This is a genomic window from Spirosoma sp. 48-14, assembly GCF_001898575.1.
Taxonomy (GTDB): Bacteria; Bacteroidota; Bacteroidia; order Cytophagales; family Spirosomataceae; genus Spirosoma.
Genome location: NZ_MKUD01000006.1, coordinates 168,459 through 188,396 on the forward strand (window position 1 = coordinate 168,459; position 19,938 = coordinate 188,396).

Annotated in this window: 19 protein-coding genes and 1 pseudogene; 10 read left to right on the forward strand and 10 right to left on the reverse strand. The window is 48.0% G+C overall.

Annotated features, from left to right (window positions below; all coding sequences use genetic code 11):
- Positions 1–1,015: pseudogene (locus BGO59_RS06185) on the forward strand (hypothetical protein); the annotation flags it as partial.
- Between the two features lie 71 nt (positions 1,016–1,086).
- Here BGO59_RS06185 and BGO59_RS06190 read toward each other — a convergent pair.
- On the reverse strand, positions 1,087–2,106 hold the full coding sequence (locus BGO59_RS06190) for an acyl-CoA reductase (protein WP_293682220.1): 1,020 nt from the start codon (positions 2,104–2,106) through the stop codon (positions 1,087–1,089).
- A gap of 134 nt (positions 2,107–2,240) precedes the next feature.
- On the opposite strand from BGO59_RS06190, the gene BGO59_RS06195 reads away from it, so the two are divergent.
- The 3 genes from BGO59_RS06195 to BGO59_RS06205 all read left to right on the forward strand — a co-directional run bounded on the left by BGO59_RS06195 (position 2,241) and on the right by BGO59_RS06205 (position 5,525).
- Positions 2,241–2,591 (forward strand): 4Fe-4S dicluster domain-containing protein, encoded by a 351-nt coding sequence (locus tag BGO59_RS06195; RefSeq protein WP_293682223.1) that lies wholly within the window; start codon positions 2,241–2,243, stop codon positions 2,589–2,591.
- A 359-nt stretch (positions 2,592–2,950) separates the two neighbouring features.
- Complete coding sequence (locus tag BGO59_RS06200; RefSeq protein WP_293682226.1) at positions 2,951–4,126, forward strand: outer membrane beta-barrel protein; 1,176 nt, start codon at positions 2,951–2,953, stop codon at positions 4,124–4,126.
- 64 nt (positions 4,127–4,190) lie between these two features.
- On the forward strand, positions 4,191–5,525 hold the full coding sequence (locus tag BGO59_RS06205) for an ammonium transporter (protein WP_293682229.1): 1,335 nt from the start codon (positions 4,191–4,193) through the stop codon (positions 5,523–5,525).
- Between the two features lie 208 nt (positions 5,526–5,733).
- Here BGO59_RS06205 and BGO59_RS06210 read toward each other — a convergent pair whose 3' ends face one another.
- Together BGO59_RS06210 and mtaB are read right to left on the reverse strand one after the other, a co-directional pair.
- Positions 5,734–6,096 (reverse strand): DUF1304 domain-containing protein, encoded by a 363-nt coding sequence (locus BGO59_RS06210; RefSeq protein ID WP_293682232.1) that lies wholly within the window; start codon positions 6,094–6,096, stop codon positions 5,734–5,736.
- A 132-nt stretch (positions 6,097–6,228) separates the two neighbouring features.
- Complete coding sequence (mtaB, locus tag BGO59_RS06215) at positions 6,229–7,557, reverse strand: tRNA (N(6)-L-threonylcarbamoyladenosine(37)-C(2))-methylthiotransferase MtaB (protein WP_293682235.1); 1,329 nt, start codon at positions 7,555–7,557, stop codon at positions 6,229–6,231.
- 158 nt (positions 7,558–7,715) lie between these two features.
- Here mtaB and BGO59_RS06220 point away from each other — a divergent pair, with 158 nt between their 5' ends.
- From BGO59_RS06220 to BGO59_RS06230, 3 genes are all read left to right on the forward strand, one after another.
- Positions 7,716–8,423 (forward strand): 16S rRNA (uracil(1498)-N(3))-methyltransferase, encoded by a 708-nt coding sequence (locus tag BGO59_RS06220; protein ID WP_293682238.1) that lies wholly within the window; start codon positions 7,716–7,718, stop codon positions 8,421–8,423.
- Positions 8,420–9,079, forward strand: coding sequence for a DUF4159 domain-containing protein (locus BGO59_RS06225; protein ID WP_293682241.1), 660 nt, complete (start codon positions 8,420–8,422; stop codon positions 9,077–9,079). Before BGO59_RS06220 ends, BGO59_RS06225 begins: the two co-directional genes overlap by 4 nt.
- A 153-nt stretch (positions 9,080–9,232) precedes the next feature.
- On the forward strand, positions 9,233–10,045 hold the full coding sequence (locus tag BGO59_RS06230; protein ID WP_293682244.1) for an acyl-CoA desaturase: 813 nt from the start codon (positions 9,233–9,235) through the stop codon (positions 10,043–10,045).
- 88 nt (positions 10,046–10,133) lie between these two features.
- On the opposite strand, the gene BGO59_RS06235 is transcribed toward BGO59_RS06230, so the two are convergent.
- The 3 genes from BGO59_RS06235 to BGO59_RS06245 all read right to left on the reverse strand — a co-directional run bounded on the left by BGO59_RS06235 (position 10,134) and on the right by BGO59_RS06245 (position 13,584).
- The gene (locus BGO59_RS06235) at positions 10,134–10,661 is read right to left on the reverse strand and encodes a 5'(3')-deoxyribonucleotidase (protein WP_293682247.1); all 528 of its coding nucleotides are present in this window, start codon (positions 10,659–10,661) and stop codon (positions 10,134–10,136) included.
- Between the two features lie 107 nt (positions 10,662–10,768).
- Positions 10,769–12,235, reverse strand: coding sequence for a dihydrolipoamide acetyltransferase family protein (locus tag BGO59_RS06240; protein ID WP_293682250.1), 1,467 nt, complete (start codon positions 12,233–12,235; stop codon positions 10,769–10,771).
- A 98-nt stretch (positions 12,236–12,333) separates the two neighbouring features.
- Positions 12,334–13,584 (reverse strand): competence/damage-inducible protein A, encoded by a 1,251-nt coding sequence (locus BGO59_RS06245; RefSeq protein WP_293682253.1) that lies wholly within the window; start codon positions 13,582–13,584, stop codon positions 12,334–12,336.
- A gap of 204 nt (positions 13,585–13,788) precedes the next feature.
- Between BGO59_RS06245 and BGO59_RS06250 the strand changes: the two genes are divergently transcribed.
- On the forward strand, positions 13,789–14,556 hold the full coding sequence (locus BGO59_RS06250; protein ID WP_293682256.1) for a DUF4197 domain-containing protein: 768 nt from the start codon (positions 13,789–13,791) through the stop codon (positions 14,554–14,556).
- Positions 14,557–14,619: 63 nt separating this feature from the next.
- Here BGO59_RS06250 and BGO59_RS06255 read toward each other — a convergent pair whose 3' ends face one another.
- Positions 14,620–15,021 carry a group III truncated hemoglobin gene (locus BGO59_RS06255; RefSeq protein ID WP_293682259.1) on the reverse strand — a complete coding sequence of 134 codons (402 nt, stop codon included), beginning with the start codon at positions 15,019–15,021 and terminating at the stop codon, positions 14,620–14,622.
- Between the two features lie 105 nt (positions 15,022–15,126).
- On the reverse strand, positions 15,127–15,474 hold the full coding sequence (locus BGO59_RS06260) for an ArsC family reductase (RefSeq protein WP_293682262.1): 348 nt from the start codon (positions 15,472–15,474) through the stop codon (positions 15,127–15,129).
- A 313-nt stretch (positions 15,475–15,787) separates the two neighbouring features.
- Here BGO59_RS06260 and gldC point away from each other — a divergent pair, with 313 nt between their 5' ends.
- Positions 15,788–16,141, forward strand: coding sequence for a gliding motility protein GldC (gene gldC, locus BGO59_RS06265; RefSeq protein WP_080057776.1), 354 nt, complete (start codon positions 15,788–15,790; stop codon positions 16,139–16,141).
- Between the two features lie 147 nt (positions 16,142–16,288).
- Positions 16,289–17,476 carry a thioredoxin family protein gene (locus tag BGO59_RS06270; protein ID WP_293682271.1) on the forward strand — a complete coding sequence of 396 codons (1,188 nt, stop codon included), beginning with the start codon at positions 16,289–16,291 and terminating at the stop codon, positions 17,474–17,476.
- A gap of 75 nt (positions 17,477–17,551) precedes the next feature.
- Here BGO59_RS06270 and BGO59_RS06275 read toward each other — a convergent pair whose 3' ends face one another.
- The gene (locus BGO59_RS06275; protein ID WP_293682274.1) at positions 17,552–18,316 is read right to left on the reverse strand and encodes a DUF4397 domain-containing protein; all 765 of its coding nucleotides are present in this window, start codon (positions 18,314–18,316) and stop codon (positions 17,552–17,554) included.
- 86 nt (positions 18,317–18,402) lie between these two features.
- Positions 18,403–19,926, reverse strand: coding sequence for a SusD/RagB family nutrient-binding outer membrane lipoprotein (locus BGO59_RS06280; protein WP_293682276.1), 1,524 nt, complete (start codon positions 19,924–19,926; stop codon positions 18,403–18,405).
- Between the last annotated feature and the right edge of the window lie 12 nt (positions 19,927–19,938).

Below are 19,938 nucleotides of genomic sequence, written 5' to 3' on the forward strand. Positions count from 1 at the left end.
TCCGCCACCCGCCAATATAGACACGACGGATTACTCGGACCGTTTTCATATCCACGGGTACAAGAAAATAGTGGCTCAGGAAGCCTACGATTTTTACAAAAAGTGGACAAGTAAAGATTTTCCCCGGATGCTGATCATTGAGATCCAGCATGCCAATCAATACTACGACGATTCTTATGCTGTAAATTCTGAAAACCTTGGCCCGTATGGAGATGCCATTATGTATGAATTGTTGCCCGAAATAGAAAAACGATTCCGAGGTATTGGCCAGGGATGGGCACGGTTTACGTATGGTGGCAGTACGGGAGGCTGGGAGGCACTGGCGGCACAGGTCTTTTATCCCGACGAGTTTAACGGCTGCTTTGCCGCCTGCCCCGACCCGATCAGTTTTGATGCATACACCGTTTTTAATCTGTACAAGGAGAAGAATGCGTATTATCAGGAAGGGCCCTTCAGACGGACGCCACGCCCTGGCCAGCGAAACTATCTTGGGCAAGTGCAATGGACGATGGAAGAGACCAATCACCGCGAATTGGTCACCGGTACGCATACCCGTTCGGGCGATCAGTTCGACATATGGGAAGCCGTTTTTTCGCCAGTAGGGGCTGATGGGTATCCCAAACGAATCTGGAACAAAATGACGGGCGAAATTGATCAGACCGTAGCCGCTTACTGGCGCGAGCATTACGACTTATTGCATATTCTGAAGCGCGACTGGAAAACGCTGGGGCCTAAGGTTACCGGAAAAATCCATATCTACTGTGGCGATATGGACAATTACTACCTCAACAACGCTGTCTACCTGATGGAGGATTTTTTGAAAAGCGTAAAAAATCCTCCCGCCTATAGCGAAGTCGCCTATGGTGACCGGGCTGAGCACTGCTGGAATGGCGACCCGACGCAACCCAATTACATCAGTCGGCTACGGTATAATACGATGTATATAGATAAAATTCTGAAACGAATTGAGGCCAGCCACCCGGCGGGGGCAGATCTGATAAGCTGGCGGTATTAAGCAGTAGCGGGGAAAAGACAGAAGAAGAAGGAGTAGCATAACTTCCTTTTCTGTCTTTTCCCCGCTACCGTTTATAACGTTGATAGAAAGGCCATTGTGTCGATACCATCGGCATAGTCGGTGAGGGATGGACATTGGGTTTCTCCAAAGGGAACGCTACCCGTTCGCCAGCCCTGCGCAGAGGCCACCACCTGAATTTGTGCGGTATGAGCATGGAGCCAGGCGTCAACATCGGCCTGCGTTTGGTAGGTTTGGTAGTAGATGACCGAAATGGGCGATACCAGACCATCATTTTGGGTCACCAATAAATAGCCATTATCCAGATGAGGAATGGCATTGATCAGGTAAACCGACTTATTATAATCGTAATTGTTCTGGTACTTGTGGTTGTCCAGATACTGCTTGGCCTCAGGCTCCAGCGTCCGCAGGAGTGGGATAAAATCATAGCCTTCGGGTACCAGCAATGTCGATACGTTACGGCAGCCTAACCCGTAATAGTCCGAAATGTCGTGGCCCAGTTTTGCAAATTCCTCCTCGGACTCTTCACCCATGAGCAGACCTACTGATGTACGGTTTTTACGGATAATATGGGGCTTTTTGGCAAAGTAATAGTCAAAGTAGCGAGAGGTATTGTTGCTGCCTGTAGCAATGTAGGCATCAGCAGCATTGAGACGTTCGGCTTCTTCTACCCAGTTGGAAATAGCTGGATTAATCTCCTTTAATTTTTGTATTAAATAATGAATAAGTACAAAATCCTGTGTACTGAGTTTGGCTAGTAATTTGTGCCCGCTCATGAGCACACAGAGCAGGTCATGGAAGCCGACTGCCGGAATATTTCCTGCCATAACAACCCCAACCGTTTTAGGCGTTGCTGGCTCGGTGGCATACTGGTTAGCCCAGGTAGTAAGTTTGTCGGTCGTCAGAAATTGATCGGCAATAGCCCGTAACGCTTTTTGTGAGTTAATGGGCGTGAACCAGTTATTTTTATGATAGGCTCGTTGGGCAATTTCGTCCAATTCGGGCTGAGCGTCGGCCGAGCGCAGGAACTCGCCCAAAGCCACGAACGTTTGCAGGCGTTCAGAGTGAAGCATGTAAGAAATAAACAAATGGAATACACCATCAACTAATGTAATGAAATTTTAGTTTGCGGCCAACCTTTAAATAGTTATATTTGTTGTTCGATTTACAGAGATAAAAATTTACGATCTATAAATAAGTACTGCTCATGGCAATCATGATCACCGACGAGTGCATCAACTGTGGTGCCTGCGAACCTGAATGCCCCAACACAGCGATCTACGAAGGTGGCGTTGAATGGACCTGGGGTGGAGGAACCGAATTAACCGAAGTCGATTTTGGTGACGGTACAGTTGTGGGCGGTAAAGATCCACAAGCACCCGTTTCCGATGAGTTCTATTATATTGTCGCCGACAAATGCACCGAGTGTATGGGCTTTCATGAAGAGCCACAATGCGCTGCCGTTTGCCCGGTCGATTGCTGTGTGCCTGATCCTGATCGCGAAGAAGATGAAGAGACACTGCTGGCCAAAAAAGCATGGCTTCATGCCGAAGCATAAGGTAAGCTAAGATTTTAATTTTTTTTAGAAAGGCCCCCTCATCGCGATGAGGGGGCCTTTCTGCATTTAGTCCAGACGAAACAATCGCTGAAAGCAAAAAAGCTAACCCTAAAAGCTTATAATTTAAGAAAAATAATATTTGGCAAATGAATTAATAAGCCAAATATGTTGACAGATGATATTTTTAGCGTATTTTCAGTATTAAGGATAGAATAAGTAGTATATTTTAAATAAAATTGACTAAAAAACACAAAACAGCTTAATTTTTTTGCACTATTGCTTGCGTAGAATAAATTATGTAACAAAATTTGCTTCGAAATAAGACCGCAGTACCTACTCTACACAACCAAATTTATAGTATGAAAAAAGCTATTTTACTTATTAGTTCTTTGTTTTTGGGTTATGGCGTTCAAGCGCAGGATACAACCGCTGCCGCCCCTGGAAAATTTACCTTCTCGGGCTATCTGGACACCTATTACTTTGGTAATTTCAATAATCCAAAGAGTCAGTCAAATTTGGGTTTAAACGGTAGTGGGGTTGGGAATGCGCGTGCTTTTGACCAGAAGGCTGGGCAGTTTGGGATTGGGTTAGTTCAGGCCAAAGCGGCTTACTCATCAGCGCATGTAGATGCGGTGATGGACCTTACCTTCGGCACCTTCGGCGATCTGGGAAACTATGGCAACAACGTTGGGCTGTTGGGTACTCCCGGTTCGACGGCTCTGGCGATTAAGCAAGCCTACATTACCCTGAAAGCATCCGACAAGTTGTCGTTTACGGCGGGTCAGTTTGGAACGCACATTGGTTATGAGGTTATCGATGCGCCGGTTAACTACAACTACTCCCTCTCGAATCTCTTCAACAACGGCCCCTTCTATCATATCGGTCTGAAAGCACAATATGCGTTCAGCGATCGGGCTTCGTTGATGCTGGGTTTGGTTAACAACGTTGACAACCTGGTTGACAACAACAAAAAGAAAGGGCTTATCGGTCAGTTCTTCTTCTCTCCAGTTTCGGGCTGGAATGTGTATCTGAACGCGATTATGTCGAACGAAGCGTCGAAGGATGTAACGAATCCCAATGGTACAGTAGCTGTCAGTGCAGATAATGCCATGTACCAACTCTTCGATCTGACAACAACCTATCAGATTACGTCGAAATTCTTCCTGGGTCTGAATGCAGCTGCTGGTTCGCAGAAGGGCGATTATCAAGGTGTGGGCGGTCCTACTACGACGAAGAACTGGGGTGGGGTTGCTGTTTATACGAACTATGCCTTCTCTGATAAATTTGGCTTAGGTGCTCGTTACGAGACGTTTGATAACAAAGGTGGAGCTCGTGCCCTGACGGATGCTGCCGGAAATGGCGCCAGTGTAAACTCGATCACCATCACGGGTAATATCACCACCGGCGATGGCCACGTATTGTTGAAGCCGGAATTGCGGATTGATAGCTACTCGGCCAACAAGTTTGAGAAAAATGATGGCTCGCTGACAACCTCTCAGACTACCCTGGGTATGGCTGCCATCTTTAAGTTCTAACTCGTATCCCCGTTTTCTTAACCTAGTTTTCAATTAACCAGTACAACAAAAAACCTCAATTATTATGCAAAAGCCCAATTACATTCCTCTGGTTTTGCTGTTAGTATTTGCCGTTCTGGGTATAATACCTGGTTTCAACGGCGTACCAACGCAGATTGTGACTGAAGGCATCAACTCCGGCGATACCGCCTGGATGCTGGTTGCTACTGCCCTCGTTCTGCTGATGACGCCGGGTCTGGCGTACTTCTATGGTGGGATGGTGAACAACAAAAACGTGATCTCAACCATGCTGCAAAGCTTTATTGCCATGGGCGTGATCAGCGTATTGTGGGTGATCGTTGGTTTTAGCCTGGCGTTTGGTTCTGACATTGGCGGATTTATTGGTAATCCAATGGACCACTTCATGTTCAAGGGTGTACTGGATGGTAAGCCCTGGTCGCTGGCAGCTTCAATTCCACTGGTCGTATTCGCTTTCTTCCAACTGAAGTTTGCCGTAATTACCCCGGCTCTGGTAACGGGCTCGATGGCCGAGCGTATCAACTTCCGCTCGTATGTCCTGTTTATGATTCTGTTCAGCATATTCGTATATGCTCCACTGGCCCACATGACCTGGCATCCTGATGGTATCCTGTTCAAGCGTGGTGTACTCGACTTTGCAGGTGGAACGGTTGTGCACATGTCGGCTGGTTGGGCTGCTCTGGCAGGTGCCCTGTATCTGAAGCGTCGTAAGTCGCACGTAGAAGCAAGCTATTTCCCACCAGCCAATATTCCTTTCGTACTGTTAGGTACTGGTTTGCTGTGGTTTGGCTGGTTCGGTTTTAACGCTGGTTCGGCAGTAGCTGCTTCTCCATTGGCTGCTTCGGCTTTCGCAACGACGAACACGGCTGCTGCTGCTGCTGGTCTGGGCTGGGTGCTGTTCGATGCTGCAAAAGGTAAAAAAGTATCGGCGCTGGGTTTCTGTATCGGTGCAGTAGTTGGTCTGGTTGCTATTACACCAGCCGCGGGTTTTGTTACGGTTCCGACAGCTATTTTCATCGGTGCGATAGCCGCTATCATCTCGAACTACATTGCTCACCTGCGTTCGAAATCAACTCTGGACGATACGCTTGACGTATTCCCTTGTCACGGTGTAGGTGGTATGGTTGGTATGGTAATGACGGGTATTTTTGCCAGCAAAGGTGTTAACTCGGCTGTAACGGTTGAAGGCCTGGCTTTTGGTGAAACGGGTCTGTTCGTTGAGCACATGATTGCGCTGATCGGCGTATCGGTTTTCGCATTCGGTATGTCGTTCGTACTGCTGAAAGTGACCGACCTGATTCTGCCACTGCGCGTAACAGAAGACGACGAGAAACTTGGTCTGGATGTAAGCCAGCACGACGAATTCCTGATCGAAGCGTAAATAATGTCTGATGTAGGATACATGATGTATTGTACATTCTGTATCCTACATCACACGTAGTATATTATACATCAACTGAGCCACAGGCACCCTGTCTAGCCATAATGTCTGGCAGTTTTATCTGTGGTTTTGTTGTACTCATGGAGCCGCTCCCACTTGGGGGCGGTTTCCTGTTTTATAGAAATGGTCCTACACGCCTTGCCATATTTTAGAGTAGTAGCATCACCAGCAAAGCGATAATGGCAGGCATGGCCTGAACCCAGAAGATAGATTTTTGGGCTGTTAAAGCTCCAAATACGCCCGCTACAATGACGCAACCCAGAAAAAAGATAGCGACGTTTATGCACCAGGCAGGGTCTTGAATCAATAGCGACCAGATCAATCCTGCCGCCAGAAAGCCGTTATACAATCCCTGATTGGCCGCCAGCGATTTGGTAGGTTCAAACAACTCCGCCGGAAGTGACCGGAACGTTTTGCGGCCACGGGTAGTCCAGGCAAACATTTCCAGCCAAAGTATATAGAGGTGCTCCAGGGCAACAAGGCCGATTAGAATTTTGGTAAGTAGGGACATAGAATAAGTGAGAGAGTAAAACTTATTGACTTAATCTCAATAGTTTAATTAACCGCAAAGGCGCGAAGACGCAAAGAAATACACTATTGTGAAATACTTTGCGTCTTCGCGCCTTTGCGGTTGATGACTAATTCAATGCTTCTCTAAAACTACTTCAGGCTCTTCAACTTCCATTAATCCGTCGGGATTAACGCCCGTTAAGCGTACAGGGAGCAGTTCGTTGATGAGCAAAGGGTCATATTTGGCCACAACCCGAACGTAGTTTTCGGTAAATCCCTGCATCAGTCCATCCTGAACATCTTCTTCAAACAATACAGTGGCTGTTTGGCCAATCTGAGTGTCGTAAAAGGAACGACGTTTTTTGTCTGATAAAATATGCAGCATTTTAGACCGCTCGGCCCGTACATGACCGGGTACAATCGGTTTAATACCTAAAGCCGTTGTATTGGGCCTCTCCGAATACGTAAATACGTGCAGGTACGAAATCGGCAATTCGTTTAGAAACAGGTACGTTTCCTTAAATTCAGTGTCTGTTTCGCCAGGGTGTCCTACGATCACATCCACACCAATGCAGGCATGAGGCATCAATTCCTTGATTTTCTGCACCCGATCGGCATACAGTTCGCGTTTGTATCGACGACGCATCAAGCCCAGCACCCGGTTACTACCCGACTGTAAGGGTATGTGAAAATGAGGGACGAATCGTTTCGACTGAGCGACAAAGGCAATGATTTCGTCGGTCAGTAAATTGGGTTCGATGCTGGAAATACGGAATCGTTCGATGCCTTCTACGTCGTCCAGCGCCCGAACCAGGTCGAAAAAGGTTTCCTGCCGCTGGCCGTTGATCAGCCCAAAATCGCCGATGTTGACGCCAGTCAACACGATTTCCTTAACACCACGCCCGGCTATTTCCTGAGCGGCTTTGATAACGTTGGCAACCGTATCCGAACGACTTTTACCCCGCGCCAGTGGAATGGTGCAATACGCACACGGATAATCGCAGCCGTCCTGCACCTTCAGGAATGTACGGGTACGGTCATTGAGTGAATAGGACGCATGGTATTCAATAGCTTCTTCGATGGGAGAGTTGAAAACCTGCGCAGGTTGGCCAGTGGGAACTTTTACAAACGTTGGCATCAGCTCGTGCAGGCGGAATTTCTCCGACGCACCCAATACAGCATCGACGCCCGGAATTTCGGAAATCTCCTGCGGCTTCAGTTGGGCATAACAGCCCAGGATAGCTACGTAGCCATCGGGATTAATCTTCTGGGCTTCGCGGACAATTTTCCGGCATTTTTTGTCGGCGTTGTCGGTTACGGAGCAGGTGTTGATGATGAAGATGTCGGGTTGCTGGTTAAACTCTACCCGTTCGTATCCATGCTGCTCCATCAGCCGGGCCAGCGTAGACGTTTCGGAAAAATTTAGTTTACAACCGAGTGTATAAAAAGCGACTTTTTTCACAGCAGATGATCTATCTTGCAAAATTACAAAAAAACGACGGGCTGGGTTCCTTTGGCTTTCATTAGCAGTACCCACCTGCCATAAGAGACTATAGTTTTGCCGTTAGTTTTGGACCAACTCCTCCTTGATTCGGTAAGAGTCTCATTAGTAGAATACATATGCACTTATTTTATCAACCGGATTCGGTTTCTTACCTAAGTGAAGACGATTCACGCCATGCGATCAAAACCTTGCGTTTAGGGGTTGGCGAGGTTATTGCTGTTACAGATGGACACGGAAATCGGTACACGGCCGTTATAACCCAGGCCGATATTCGGCGTTGTGGGTTTCGGGTAACCGAGATTGAAACGACACTGGGAAGACCATTTTCGGTTCGAATCTGTGTGGCGCCAACCAAAAACCTGGACCGCATCGAATGGTTTGTGGAGAAAGCCGTTGAGGTTGGAATTGAACGGATCAGCTTCTTTTACGGGCAGCATTCCGAGCGTCGGGTGCTCAAACTGGAGCGTCTGGAGAAAATTGCAATTGCGGCCATGAAACAGTCATTGCAATCGTTTTTACCCCGTCTAGATGAGGCTGTTTCCTTTGGCGAACTGATCAAAACAATCGACGAAGGGGAGCGGTTTATTGCACATTTGCCCAGTGAGGATTCGTCGGCTAACGAACCAGTGATTAACTTAGCAAAAGTGGCCGTAGCAAACCATCGATATGCCGTGCTGATTGGACCCGAAGGCGATTTTTCGGAAACTGAATTGCAACAGGCGGCTTCGGCTGGTTTTCGGATGGTAACGCTAGGGGCTAATCGGCTCCGAACCGAAACGGCCGCTCTTACAGCCTGTCAGCTATTGAATTTTGTAAATACATGAAAAAGCTACTGCTCGTTTTCTCCATTCTGCTATCGACATCTGTTGTTGTGCAGGCGCAATACGCCTACAAAATTGCCAAGTTAAAGTATGGGGGTGGGGGCGACTGGTATGCCAATAAAACCTCGTTGCCGAACCTGATCAAGTTTGCCAATGCTAATCTGCGTATGAACATCTTCCCCGAAGAAGACATCGTAGAAGCCGGAAGCCCCGATATTTTTGGGTATCCGTTTGTCCACATGACAGGCCACGGCAATGTTACCTTCAACGATGCCGAAGTGCAGAATCTGCGTCGGTATCTGATGTCGGGCGGCTTTTTGCATGTTGACGACAACTATGGACTGGATAAGTTCATCCGCCGGGAAATGAAAAAAGTGTTTCCTGAACTGAATTTTATCGAACTGCCGTTCAACCACCCTGTCTATCAGCAAAAATTTAAATTCCCAAATGGACTGCCGAAAGTGCATGAGCATGATGGCAAGGCTCCACAAGGTTTTGGCCTGATCTACCAGGGACGGCTGGTTTGTTTTTACAGCTACGAGTGCGATTTAGGCAACGGTTGGGAAGATCAGAGCGTGTATAATGACCCCGAAACCGTTCGTCAGCAGGCGCTGCGAATGGGGGCCAACCTGCTACAATATGCAACGACGACGAACTAAAGAGGCTGTAGGCTTCTGGCTTTCATAGGATAAATAGATGTTATCCAGACTTAAATTATTTGAGGAGGCTAGGGCTAATCCAATGGAAATTCGTTAGTTTTGTATTACTATTTTTAGTGACTTGTAGTTTCACCCTTTAATTCAGTAAAGCTTGTGATTGTACTGGCCGCGTTCATTGGGCACTGGTATTTGTCCCTGTTCTGCCAAACATTTTTCTTACACCGCTATTCAGCCCATAAAATGTTCTCCATGAGCAAATTCTGGGAGCGGTTCTTTTACACACTGACGTATATCTCGCAGGGGTCTTCGTACTTGAGTCCACGGGCTTATGCAGTCCTGCACCGGATGCACCACGCGTTCAGTGATACTGAAAAAGATCCTCATTCGCCACATCATACCAAGAATATCTTCACCATGATGTGGAAGACCAAAGATATTTATAACGCCGTTCTGCACCGTAAATATGCCGTTGAGCGTCAGTTCGACCGTAACTACCCTGAATGGAATTTTATTGAAAAGCTGGGTGATTCTTGGGTGTCGCGAATTGGTTGGGGTGTACTCTACAGCGTATTCTACATCTTTGCCTTCATTTACCTGGATATGCACTGGGCGTTTTTCTTCCTGTTGCCGGTCCATTTTGTAATGGGACCTGTGCATGGAGCTATCATCAACTGGAGTGGTCATAAGTACGGCTATTCGAACTTCGACAACCACGATCAATCGAAAAATTCGCTGGTGCTGGATGTGGTTATGATGGGTGAGCTGTTCCAGAATAACCACCATAAGCGTCCAAATGCAGCTAATTTTGGAGCAAAATGGTTTGAATTCGATCCGACCTACCCACTCATTGGTATTCTGCATAAACTGCACATTGTTCGGTTACGTCCGTCAGCAGAGGCCAAGAAAGCGCAGCTGGAAGTGGGACATGACCGCCGGGTTGATGTTCATGAGGAAGTGGAAGGCTAGATTAAAACGGACATATATATTGCCCCAGAAGGCAACGAAAAAGCCCTGAATGTTCAGGGCTTTTTCGTTTTATTTGGAATACAAGTAATTACAAAAGCGCTTTAGCGATGTCATGCCATGATTTAACCCGCCGAAACTGGGTGTCTTCACGGTTATGAAGGGCATCGAAAAGAAAGCCTTCTCCCTGAAACGTGCGGAGATTTCGGGGTAAATCGTCGATCAAAAAGTCCGTATTTAGGACACTTTTATCGCCTAGAAAAATATAGTTATGCCAGGTTATTGCCGGGAAGTGTCGTTGCAGCCAGTCCCATTTTTCGCGGAGTGAGTTAGGGAATTCCTGAGCGGCCGATGCCACAAAAACATCGTACTTCTGCATTAGCTCAGCAATGACTTCCTGTGCCCCTTCTATCACCTCAATGTCAGCAAAGAAGCCTGGTTCGTACACCCGTTCTGACAAAGCCTGGTACTCATGTTCGTCGAACAACTCGTGAAAGGACTTTTCTTTCAATTCATCGAGGGTGTAGCGGGGCATTTCGCCCTCCAGATAGAGTTTAACGAATTTGGCGTGTGTGTCGGCCATGACATCATCCATGTCGATGGCAATGCGTTGTTTCATAAGTGTCTGATCGGACCGCCGACGCGGCCAGGATTTAGCTGATTTAACTGATCTGCCTTGATGCTTTCAAAGAAAGCCTTTTACAAAATCATAGTTGGTCAGTCAAATCACATAAATCCCGGTTTAAATTGTTCAAGATAATCGGCGACGCGCCGGACAAATTGACCACCTAATGAGCCATCGACAACGCGGTGGTCATACGAGTGGGAAAGGAACATTAATTGACGAATACCAATAAAATCGCCTTGTGGCGTTTCGATGACGGCCGGTTTTTTGACGATGGCACCAAAGGCCATGATCGCGACCTGGGGCTGTACAATGATCGGTGTACCCATGAGGTTGCCAAACGTACCGATGTTGGAGATGGTGTAGGTGCCACCCGCCAAGTCGTCGGCTGTTAGTTTGTTCTCGCGGGCCCGTTTGGTCAGATCATTTACCTTTTTGGTCAACCCTACCAGATTATATTGATCAGCATTATGGATTACGGGGACAATAAGATTGCCGTTGGGCAAAGCCACCGCCATACCAATATTGACCTGCTTTTTGACCAGAATTGTATCGCCTTCTACCGAAATGTTGATCATCGGGAAGTCTTTGATGGCTTTCACAACGGCTTCAACCAGTATAGGTGTATAGGTCAGGTTTTCGCCTGTTTGTTGCTTAAACTGGTCTTTGACTTTCGTTCGCCACTCGACAACGGGGGTCATATCGGCCTCCACAAACGAACTGACATGGGGCGAAATCTGCTTCGACTCCACCATGCGCTGAGCGATCATCTTCCGCATTCGATCCATCTGGATGATGTCGGTCTGTCCATTTAGCGAACGCGGTGCAGTAGGCTGGGTGCTGGGTACTGGGGGAGTGGAGCCTGTAGCGACAAACTTTCCGAGGTCTTTACCCTTTTGCGCCGTACTCCATGTCTCATGCACTTTCCCTTCTGCCCGGTCAATTACATAAGCCAGAATATCTTTTTTGGTCAGCCGATTGTCGGCACCTGAGCCCGGAATGCGATCCAACTCATCCCGTGAAACGGATTCCTCCTTGGCAATATTCAGGACCAGCGGGGAATAAAAGCGGTTGGCAAAAATAGGACCATCATTGGGTAGAACGTGTTTGGATGATGCCGTTCCCGTTTCTGGTACAGCCGGACGGCTGCTCATGGCCGAAATGCTGGCTTCCAGTTCGCGGGCTACTTCGGTAACGTCGTGGCTTTCGGCTTCGGGCTGTGATGTTGCCAATTCAGGATTGGCAACATCACCAATGCCTTTGGGCGTTTCATAGGAGTCGTCGGGTTGGTCGTTGCTGGGTGCAGTAGCTTGTTCCGCAGATTCCTTGGCGACTTCGATTCGGGCGATGGGAGCCCCAATCGCAACGACATCACCGTCTTTTACCAATAGTTCTTTCAAAACACCCGCAAACGGGGCTGGTACTTCCGTGTCCACTTTATCGGTCGCCACTTCCAGTACTGACTCGTCGGCTTCGATACGGTCGCCCGGTTGTTTCAACCAGGTGATGACCGTACATTCCATTATACTTTCGCCCATTTTGGGCATAATCATGTCGATGAGCGCCATATTCGTTAAGGAGCGAGGAGTGGGGAGCAAGGAGTTAGAAGGGCTGACGCATCAACGTTTACCAACCATTCTCATTCCTTGTTCCCCACTCCTACATACTAGTTCATAATTTCTTCCCGCAGCATGTTTAGCAGATAGGTGCTGGTAAGCTGGATGTTCTGGTCGCGGTACTGACCTAGTTTGAGTAGCCGCGTAACTGTACGTGTATCTGTTGCACAGGCAATCCAGATCGTTCCAACGGGCTTATCGGGTGTACCTCCATCGGGCCCCGCAATTCCGCTGGTAGCGATTCCTACGTTTGTGCCGAGTGCGGTTCGTACACCTTCGGCCATTTGCCGTACTGTTTCCTCGCTGACAGCGCCAAAAAGTTCCAGCGTTTCGGGCTTTACACCCAGGGAGGCTACTTTGACAGCGTTGCTATAACTCACAATACTTCCCCAAAAATAAGCCGACGAGCCTGGGACTTTAGTGATCTGTGACGATACATAACCACCTGTGCAACTTTCGGCAATGCCCAGGGTAAGATTTTTTTCTTTCAGTAATCGCCCAACTACGTCTTCAAGTTCGTCATTATCGAAGCCAAATACGTGTTTGCTAATGAGAGGCATCACCTTTTCTACCTGATCGGCCAATTCCTGATCAAGTACGCTATTATTATCGCCGGTGGCTGTCAGCCGAAGTTTTACCCCGCCAAAACTGGGTAAATACGCGAGTTTGATATGGTCGGGTAGGGCGTCTTCCCAGGCTTCGATCCGTTCAGCCAGAAACGATTCGCCAATGCCTACCGTCCGAATCATTTTATGTTTGATGATCGGTGTCTGGAAATGGGTGGTCAGTTTTGGCAAAATCCGGTTCGCCATAAGGTGCTTCATCTCAAAGGGAACCCCCGGAAGCGATACGTACACCCGTCCTTCATATTCAAACCACATACCGGGGGCCGTCCCCCAATCGTTCTGAATATAAACGGCATTGGCGGGCAGGTCGGCCTGGGCACGGTTTAGGTCGGTCATTTCCCGGCCTCGCTTGACAAAAAAACTGGTTACCAAGGCCAGTGCATCGGGATTTCTGACCATGCCGACGCCAAAATAGGTGCAAAGCGTTTTCTTGGTGATGTCGTCTTTAGTTGGGCCCAGACCTCCAGTAATGATGATGACATCGGCCCGTTGATGGGCTTCGTGTAGTACTTGCAGGATAACCTCAGCCTGATCACCTACCGATGATTTGCGGACGGTTCGAATCCCGATGTTGGTAAGTTCGGTGCCAATCCAGGCAGTATTCGTATCGATAATTTGCCCGAACAATATTTCGTCGCCAATGGTAATTACTTCGGCACGGATGGTGTTAGTCATAGAAATGAATAATGAGTAATGGATAATGAATAATGACTTAGAGCCAGCATTCGGGGGCATGAATGAAAATTTATTTATTGACCATCAGGGGGTTAAAAAATATTTTTCATTCTTCATTATACATTATGCATTCATTGCTGTCAAAAGTACGAAAAAACGATTTAGCGCCATTGTTCGTTACGAAATAGCAACCTGATAAATGCAATGATGAATAAAACCATTTTTACGGCCGCCCTGCTTGCCTTCGCGCTCAGTCAACCAAGCTTTGCTCAGGATTCGACCCGCCAGCAGCAATCCTCTGGGGGCGGCATTTTTGGTAAAATCCTGAAAGCCGTAACCGAAACAGCCCCCACAACGTCGGGCGGATTGACTAGTACCGATATTGCGTCCGGGCTAAAAGAAGCCTTACGGATTGGGGTTACCAATGGATCGAATCAGGCTTCGAAACTGGATGGCTATTTTAAAAACCCATTGTTGAAAATTGCGTTCCCGCCCGAAGCACAAAATGTAGCAACAAGACTGCGGCAGTTGGGCTTTAACAAGCAGGTCGATCAATTTGAGCTATCGATGAACCGGGCTGCTGAAGATGCTGCCAAGAAAGCGGCTCCTGTGTTTGTGAAGGCCATTACGTCGATGAGTATTCAGGATGCCGTTGGTATTTTGCGGGGTAATGATGATGCCGCTACCCAGTATCTTCGCCGGACATCAGGCCAGCAGCTTGTAACGGAGTTTACGCCTATTGTCGACAGTACACTACGGAAAAACAACGCAACCAAATATTACACCGACCTGGCCAATATTTATAACAAGATACCGCTTGTGCAGAAGGTAAATCCGAATCTGACCGAATATGCCACGGGCAAAGCTGTCGATGGATTATTTATTCTGGTTGCTCAGGAAGAGAAGAAAATACGGGAGAACCCGGCTGCGCGGGTAACGGACTTATTGAAAAAAGTATTTTCGAAACAGTAACGTGGGTGGTAACCGCGATTTATACTAATTTTAATAGCTATAAATCGCGGGTTACCACCCACGTTACTGTTCCATATACGAGTCATTGTTGATGTACTCAAGCTTGTTGCTCCAGACCAGCGCAATCTGGGTAGCCCGCTGACGAACCTGTTCGGCGGTTTCGCCAGTGAAATTCTCGGCTAAGGTTGCTGAAAACAACTGCAACCAGCGCTCGAAGTGGTCGATGGTAAGTGTATGCTGTTGATTGACAATTAGATGAGGTCGGAACGGGTGTCCATCATAAGCATTGTTTCCCAGGATGATCGATTCCCAGAAGGCGTACATCTTAGGCAAATGTTTCGACCAGTCCACCTGGGCAACATCGGTAAAAACAGGGCCGATTAGCGGATCAACCTGCACTTTCTGATAAAAGGAATCGACCAGAAACTTAATGGCTTCCGGCGAATCCAGCGTTTTCCTGGACATAATGTTATTGTGGTTTTCGACAGGATTTACAGGATGAATAAGATTATCCTTGATGATAAATAATCCTGTTCATCCTGTAAATCCTGTCGAAAATACAACCGTTAATCAGACCGAAAACGTTTCCTGGTACTGCTCTTCGTTGAAACCCAGCGCTACAATTTTGCCATCAGACTCGATCAGGGGACGACGAATCACCGATGTTTTGTCGAGCATCAAAGCGGTCGCTTCTTCGGCGTTGGTGGGCTTCTCGGCATCAGTGAGTTTTTTCCAGGTTAAGCCCGATCGGTTTACCAGCTCCTCCCAGGACTTTTGCGTAAGCCAGTGTTCGATTGTGGTCCGATCAATACCCTGCTTTTTATAGTCGTGAAATTGGTAGTCTATACCGTGTTCAGCGAGCCAGGTACGGGCTTTTTTCACCGTGTCGCAATTCGGGATGGCGTAAAGGGTATACATACGTGTAGGGGGAATCGAAGGGAAGGACGACTACAATGTTTGATGAATAAAGCCGCAAAGTTATTGGTCGAGCTGGAAAATGTCCGCATCCAGATTTTTCTTTCCCTGCATCAAATCGGTGATGATTTTGACTTTCAGAATGAGAAGGGAGGATACGTATCTAACACCTCATTCGTGTAAGGCCAATATGGCTTTCCACGGAGTAGATTCATGACTTGTTTAAATACTCGCAGATTAAACTGTTGTTGAAGGTAGGGGCAAGAATGATCTGTGGGTGTGTGGGTTTCCGGCTGTACTCCCTAAATTTGTACCTATGAAAAAGTCAGATATTAATTTTTCGGTTGAACTTGATAAGGAAAACGTCCCTGAAAAAATTTATTGGGATGCTACCGATAACCCAAACGAAGGGCTCAGCGATACACGGGCTATTGCCATTGCCCTTTGGGATCACTACCACAACAGTACGCTCAAAATTGACCTTTGGACAAAGGATATGGAAGTGATCGATATGAAGCGCTTCCTGATCGAAATCATGAGTGGTATTGCCGACACGGCTATAAATGCAACGGGTGATCAGCAGATGGCCAATGACATCGAGAAAACCTGCCGGGTTCTCAGCAAACGGCTCGAAGAGGAAATTAAACAGCAGCAAAATCAACAGCAGTAGGCACGAAGTCAACACATTGGCCGTTAATTTGCTAAGGTCTGTTTAATCCTATTTTCTTAAATATGGAGACACGGAGAGCACAGCGCATAAGGAAATGTCTATGTTTTCTCTGTGTACTCCGTGTCTCCGTGTTTAATTCATTTATTCATGAAAAAAATTCTTCTGTTGCTTCTGGTTGCTAATGTGGCCCTTGCCCAGAAAGCGGGTATTCAGTTTCGGCAAATTCCGGTGGCGGCTGTCTTTCAGGAGGCCCGGCGGGCGAATAAACCTGTATTTATCGAAATTTTTTCGCCAACCTGTCATGTATGTCAGAGCTTTATCCCTACGCTGGAAGATGCTCGGGTAGGTAAGTTCTATAACAGCAAGTTTATCAGTACAAAGCTCGATATTAACCAGCCTACAACCCAGCAGTTTCTAACCAGCCGTCATTTGTTTGTGCCTTCGTTACCCTTGTTTCTGTATTTCGATCCGCAGCAGAATATGGTTCACTTCGCCATGAGTAATAACTCGACGGATGAAGTAATTCGGCATGGGACGAATGCGCTGGACCCGCAAACGCGCAGTCAGACAATGAAGGCGCGGTTTCAGCAGGGTGAGCGGTCGGCCAACTTCCTGATCGATTACGCCATGTATGCTCGGATCACACGCGATACGGTGGCGAATATGGCTGCGATGAATGAATATGCTCATCAGCAATCATCGGCTGCCTATGCCAACCAGACGAATTGGGCAGCACTTCAAAAACTGGTACTGGACTATGAAAACCCATTATTTCAGTATATGCTGAATCACCTCGATACGTACCGAAAAGCCTATGGCGTTCAGGAAACCCAGCAGGTGGCTGAAAACATCCTGATGTCGTCGTTATACAGCGGTCGGGGGGCGCAGTTTCCGATTTCGAAGATTCTGGATGTGAAGCAGGGGCTGGTCAAAATCGGTATTGACCCCAAAGTGTCGGCCAATCGAACCTTACTGCCGGAAGTTAATGCCTATTTCCGGGCCCGACAGACCGCCAAAGCCGTTGAGCGCATGGATAATCAGGTAAATTCGAACCAGCTAACCGTACCCGAGTATCTGTACATTTCCCGATTGTTTAATCGGAGCAGTCCCGATGCCAGCGACGTACCAACTGTTGTGAAGTGGGTGAACAAAGGCTTGGCCCTGAAACCTACCCCGAAGGATCAGGCTGATTTGTATTATGAACTGGCTGAAGCCTACCGTCGGGGCGGAAAAACGGCTGATGCTCAGAAAGCGGCTCAGAAATCCATGGAACTCGCCCAGGCCAGCCATGTCGATACGCGTCGTAATGTTGAGCAAATGGGAAAACTGAAGTAGTTTACGCTGATAGTAACAGAAAAGGGCCCCTTTGCAAAGGGGCCCTTTTCTGTTATATAACCTTTTGAGTGAGTCTTAGCGATTCACCGAAATATTCATCCCCACTACCTGGGAGCCGGTTCCGCCAAACACACCACGTGCCAGAATCGTATAGAACCGACCTGCATAGGGTTGGATGGTGCCTGAGACTACGACGGTAGATCCTCCGGTTGGCCTGATTTGCACCGGAACGGCTGTAGAGCCGTAAGTGATGGTTGGGATGGGCACAAAAGCAGCGGTTCCTTTTAGCGGAGCAATTCCCGTAGCTACTACGGTTCCATTGACAACCAAGTCGTAGGTGGCATTAGCGTCGGTGGTGCCCGTTACGAAGTTCAGCAGCCTAATATACGCTTTTGTCGGGTCGCTAGCCGTCAGATTATCGGTCAGCGTTAGCGTGCTGTAAGTAGGGGCGTTCCCATAAACGAAAACGGAATAGTAGGTATCGGCCTGGGTGCTTACATCGGTTGTTGCCACGGTGGCACCGGGCGTAGTCGTTGTACTGGATGGGGCCACTACTTTTACTTTTGCTGTTCCGGGCGTTATCAGTGCATAATCCTGAATCGGAAACGAGTTGTTGTAAGTAACAGACGCTGCACTAGCAGGGGGAACCGTGTTTACACCCGAAAACCGCTGGTCGTTAATATAAAAATCGACACCTGACAAATCAGGCGCTAAGTGATAGAACTTCACTCGGGCTCCTGTTGCGGGCGCAACGGAATCCAGAAAGTTAGCCTTGTCTCCACAGGCTAGCACGAACGAGCCGAGGCAGAGAATGAATAAAAACTTTATGATCTGTTTCATAGATGGCATTGAATGAAAGTAGCGTTAAAGTAGGGTTGGAAAACCGGCCACTCTGGATCTGTTGAGGGAAAGTTTCCACTGCTCTACTATTTCTGACTGAACCATTGCTCAACCGTATGATAATCGAGTGCATTACCGCCGTATTTATCCAGTGAGGCCCGGTTCCAAACATACTCTGAATTATAGCGCGGACGAACCCGATAAGCCACCTTCCCGTTATTATCGGGAAAAAGCTGCGTACCATTGGGAGGTGTAAAGCCGATGTATACGTTCGGATCGTAATGATACCGACGTAGATCAACCCAGGTTTCAATGATACCATGTCCTACCAGCGCCAGATACTTTTGTAGCATAACATCGCTGATTTTGAGTGCGCTGGCCGATTGGGCAACTGCTGCACTGGCCAGATATTTGGCTTTGTCGGCGGCCGACACACCCGCGTAATCCATGGCTGCCCCAATACCCGCCTGATAAGCCGCTAATGCGGTCGCTTTGTCGCCTTTAATGAAGGCTGCTTCAGCTTTAATAAACTGAATTTCGGAGTAGGTCAGGAGAGGGAACGGCGCCCCATCTCTGTAAATGTATTTGCCTGGCGTGGTACCCGACACCACTAGATTCGGTAATTCGCCCCAGAAGGTCGGAATCCGTTTGGTATTGCCATTTACGTTGTTGGGATCACCCTGGGTGGGTACTACACCCCGATAAACTCCATCGGGAGAAGCCGACGTCAGAATCGGTTGGCGAGGGTCAACAACACCGCCAAATACGCGGCCGTCGAGCAAACTAACCAGAAAATCCGTCTGGCGATATGTACCCAGGTTGCTGCGCGTAACACCGAAGAAATTCATCAGGGCTGAGTTGCCCCCGGCCGTAAACGGAATGTTGAAGTTGTCGGCGTTGCTGGCCAGCGACTTATTGCAGTAGTCGATAACCACATCTGGATTATAGCTGGATTTGTTGCTAATATGGTGGGCGTTACGGGCCAATACACCATACGCAAACTTGATCCATTTTGATCGATCGCCACCATACACCAGATCGCCACGCGCCAGCGATGCCTGCGAAACGGCTCCATCCGTGCGGTTAAGGTCGGTCAGGGCATCGTTCGCCAGTTGCTTGACGTAGGCATACACATCCTCCTGCGTGTCGTAATCAAACACATAACGGTTTGGCTCGAAGGCTTCTTTGAGCACAATTTCGCCGTGATAGTCGGTTGTGGTCTGCCAGCTCCAGGCGAAAATAGCCTTCGCTACGCCACTATAATCCCACTTTTGCTTGGCTTTCGCGTCGTCGATCATTAGCTGGATATTCTGCCCCAGGTTCCAGTAGTTCATCCGCCAGATCATTCCGGCATTATCCGAACCGGCATCATATCCCATCCGATCCCAGTTGTTGTTGGCGGTAGCCTCGCTCCAGTTCTGAATATATTTGCCAATAAACCGGGAGTCGAACTGCTCGCCGAAGGCCATCTGGGCAAACATCGGTGGTAGCAAAACATAGCCTTCCGCAATCTGAGGGTTAGAAGGATCGCGGTTAATATCCAGGTATTTTTCGCAGCTACTCATTGTTATCAGACTGAGCAGCAGTGCGAGTAGGGTAAGTCGTTTCATTAATGTATGATA

Excerpts from the sequence above, each read along its gene's own strand:
- BGO59_RS06190 (WP_293682220.1), bottom strand. The coding sequence starts at position 2,106 with ATGCTTCACTCTGAACGCCTGCAAACGTTCGTGGCTTTGGGCGAGTTC.
- BGO59_RS06195 (WP_293682223.1), top strand. The coding sequence starts at position 2,241 with ATGGCAATCATGATCACCGACGAGTGCATCAACTGTGGTGCCTGCGAA.
- BGO59_RS06200 (WP_293682226.1), top strand. The coding sequence starts at position 2,951 with ATGAAAAAAGCTATTTTACTTATTAGTTCTTTGTTTTTGGGTTATGGC.
- BGO59_RS06205 (WP_293682229.1), top strand. The coding sequence starts at position 4,191 with ATGCAAAAGCCCAATTACATTCCTCTGGTTTTGCTGTTAGTATTTGCC.
- BGO59_RS06210 (WP_293682232.1), bottom strand. The coding sequence starts at position 6,096 with ATGTCCCTACTTACCAAAATTCTAATCGGCCTTGTTGCCCTGGAGCAC.
- BGO59_RS06220 (WP_293682238.1), top strand. The coding sequence starts at position 7,716 with ATGCACTTATTTTATCAACCGGATTCGGTTTCTTACCTAAGTGAAGAC.
- BGO59_RS06225 (WP_293682241.1), top strand. The coding sequence starts at position 8,420 with ATGAAAAAGCTACTGCTCGTTTTCTCCATTCTGCTATCGACATCTGTT.
- BGO59_RS06235 (WP_293682247.1), bottom strand. The coding sequence starts at position 10,661 with ATGAAACAACGCATTGCCATCGACATGGATGATGTCATGGCCGACACA.
- BGO59_RS06240 (WP_293682250.1), bottom strand. The coding sequence starts at position 12,235 with ATGGCGCTCATCGACATGATTATGCCCAAAATGGGCGAAAGTATAATG.
- BGO59_RS06245 (WP_293682253.1), bottom strand. The coding sequence starts at position 13,584 with ATGACTAACACCATCCGTGCCGAAGTAATTACCATTGGCGACGAAATA.
- BGO59_RS06250 (WP_293682256.1), top strand. The coding sequence starts at position 13,789 with ATGATGAATAAAACCATTTTTACGGCCGCCCTGCTTGCCTTCGCGCTC.
- BGO59_RS06255 (WP_293682259.1), bottom strand. The coding sequence starts at position 15,021 with ATGTCCAGGAAAACGCTGGATTCGCCGGAAGCCATTAAGTTTCTGGTC.
- BGO59_RS06260 (WP_293682262.1), bottom strand. The coding sequence starts at position 15,474 with ATGTATACCCTTTACGCCATCCCGAATTGCGACACGGTGAAAAAAGCC.
- gldC (WP_080057776.1), top strand. The coding sequence starts at position 15,788 with ATGAAAAAGTCAGATATTAATTTTTCGGTTGAACTTGATAAGGAAAAC.
- BGO59_RS06270 (WP_293682271.1), top strand. The coding sequence starts at position 16,289 with ATGAAAAAAATTCTTCTGTTGCTTCTGGTTGCTAATGTGGCCCTTGCC.
- BGO59_RS06275 (WP_293682274.1), bottom strand. The coding sequence starts at position 18,316 with ATGAAACAGATCATAAAGTTTTTATTCATTCTCTGCCTCGGCTCGTTC.
- BGO59_RS06280 (WP_293682276.1), bottom strand. The coding sequence starts at position 19,926 with ATGAAACGACTTACCCTACTCGCACTGCTGCTCAGTCTGATAACAATG.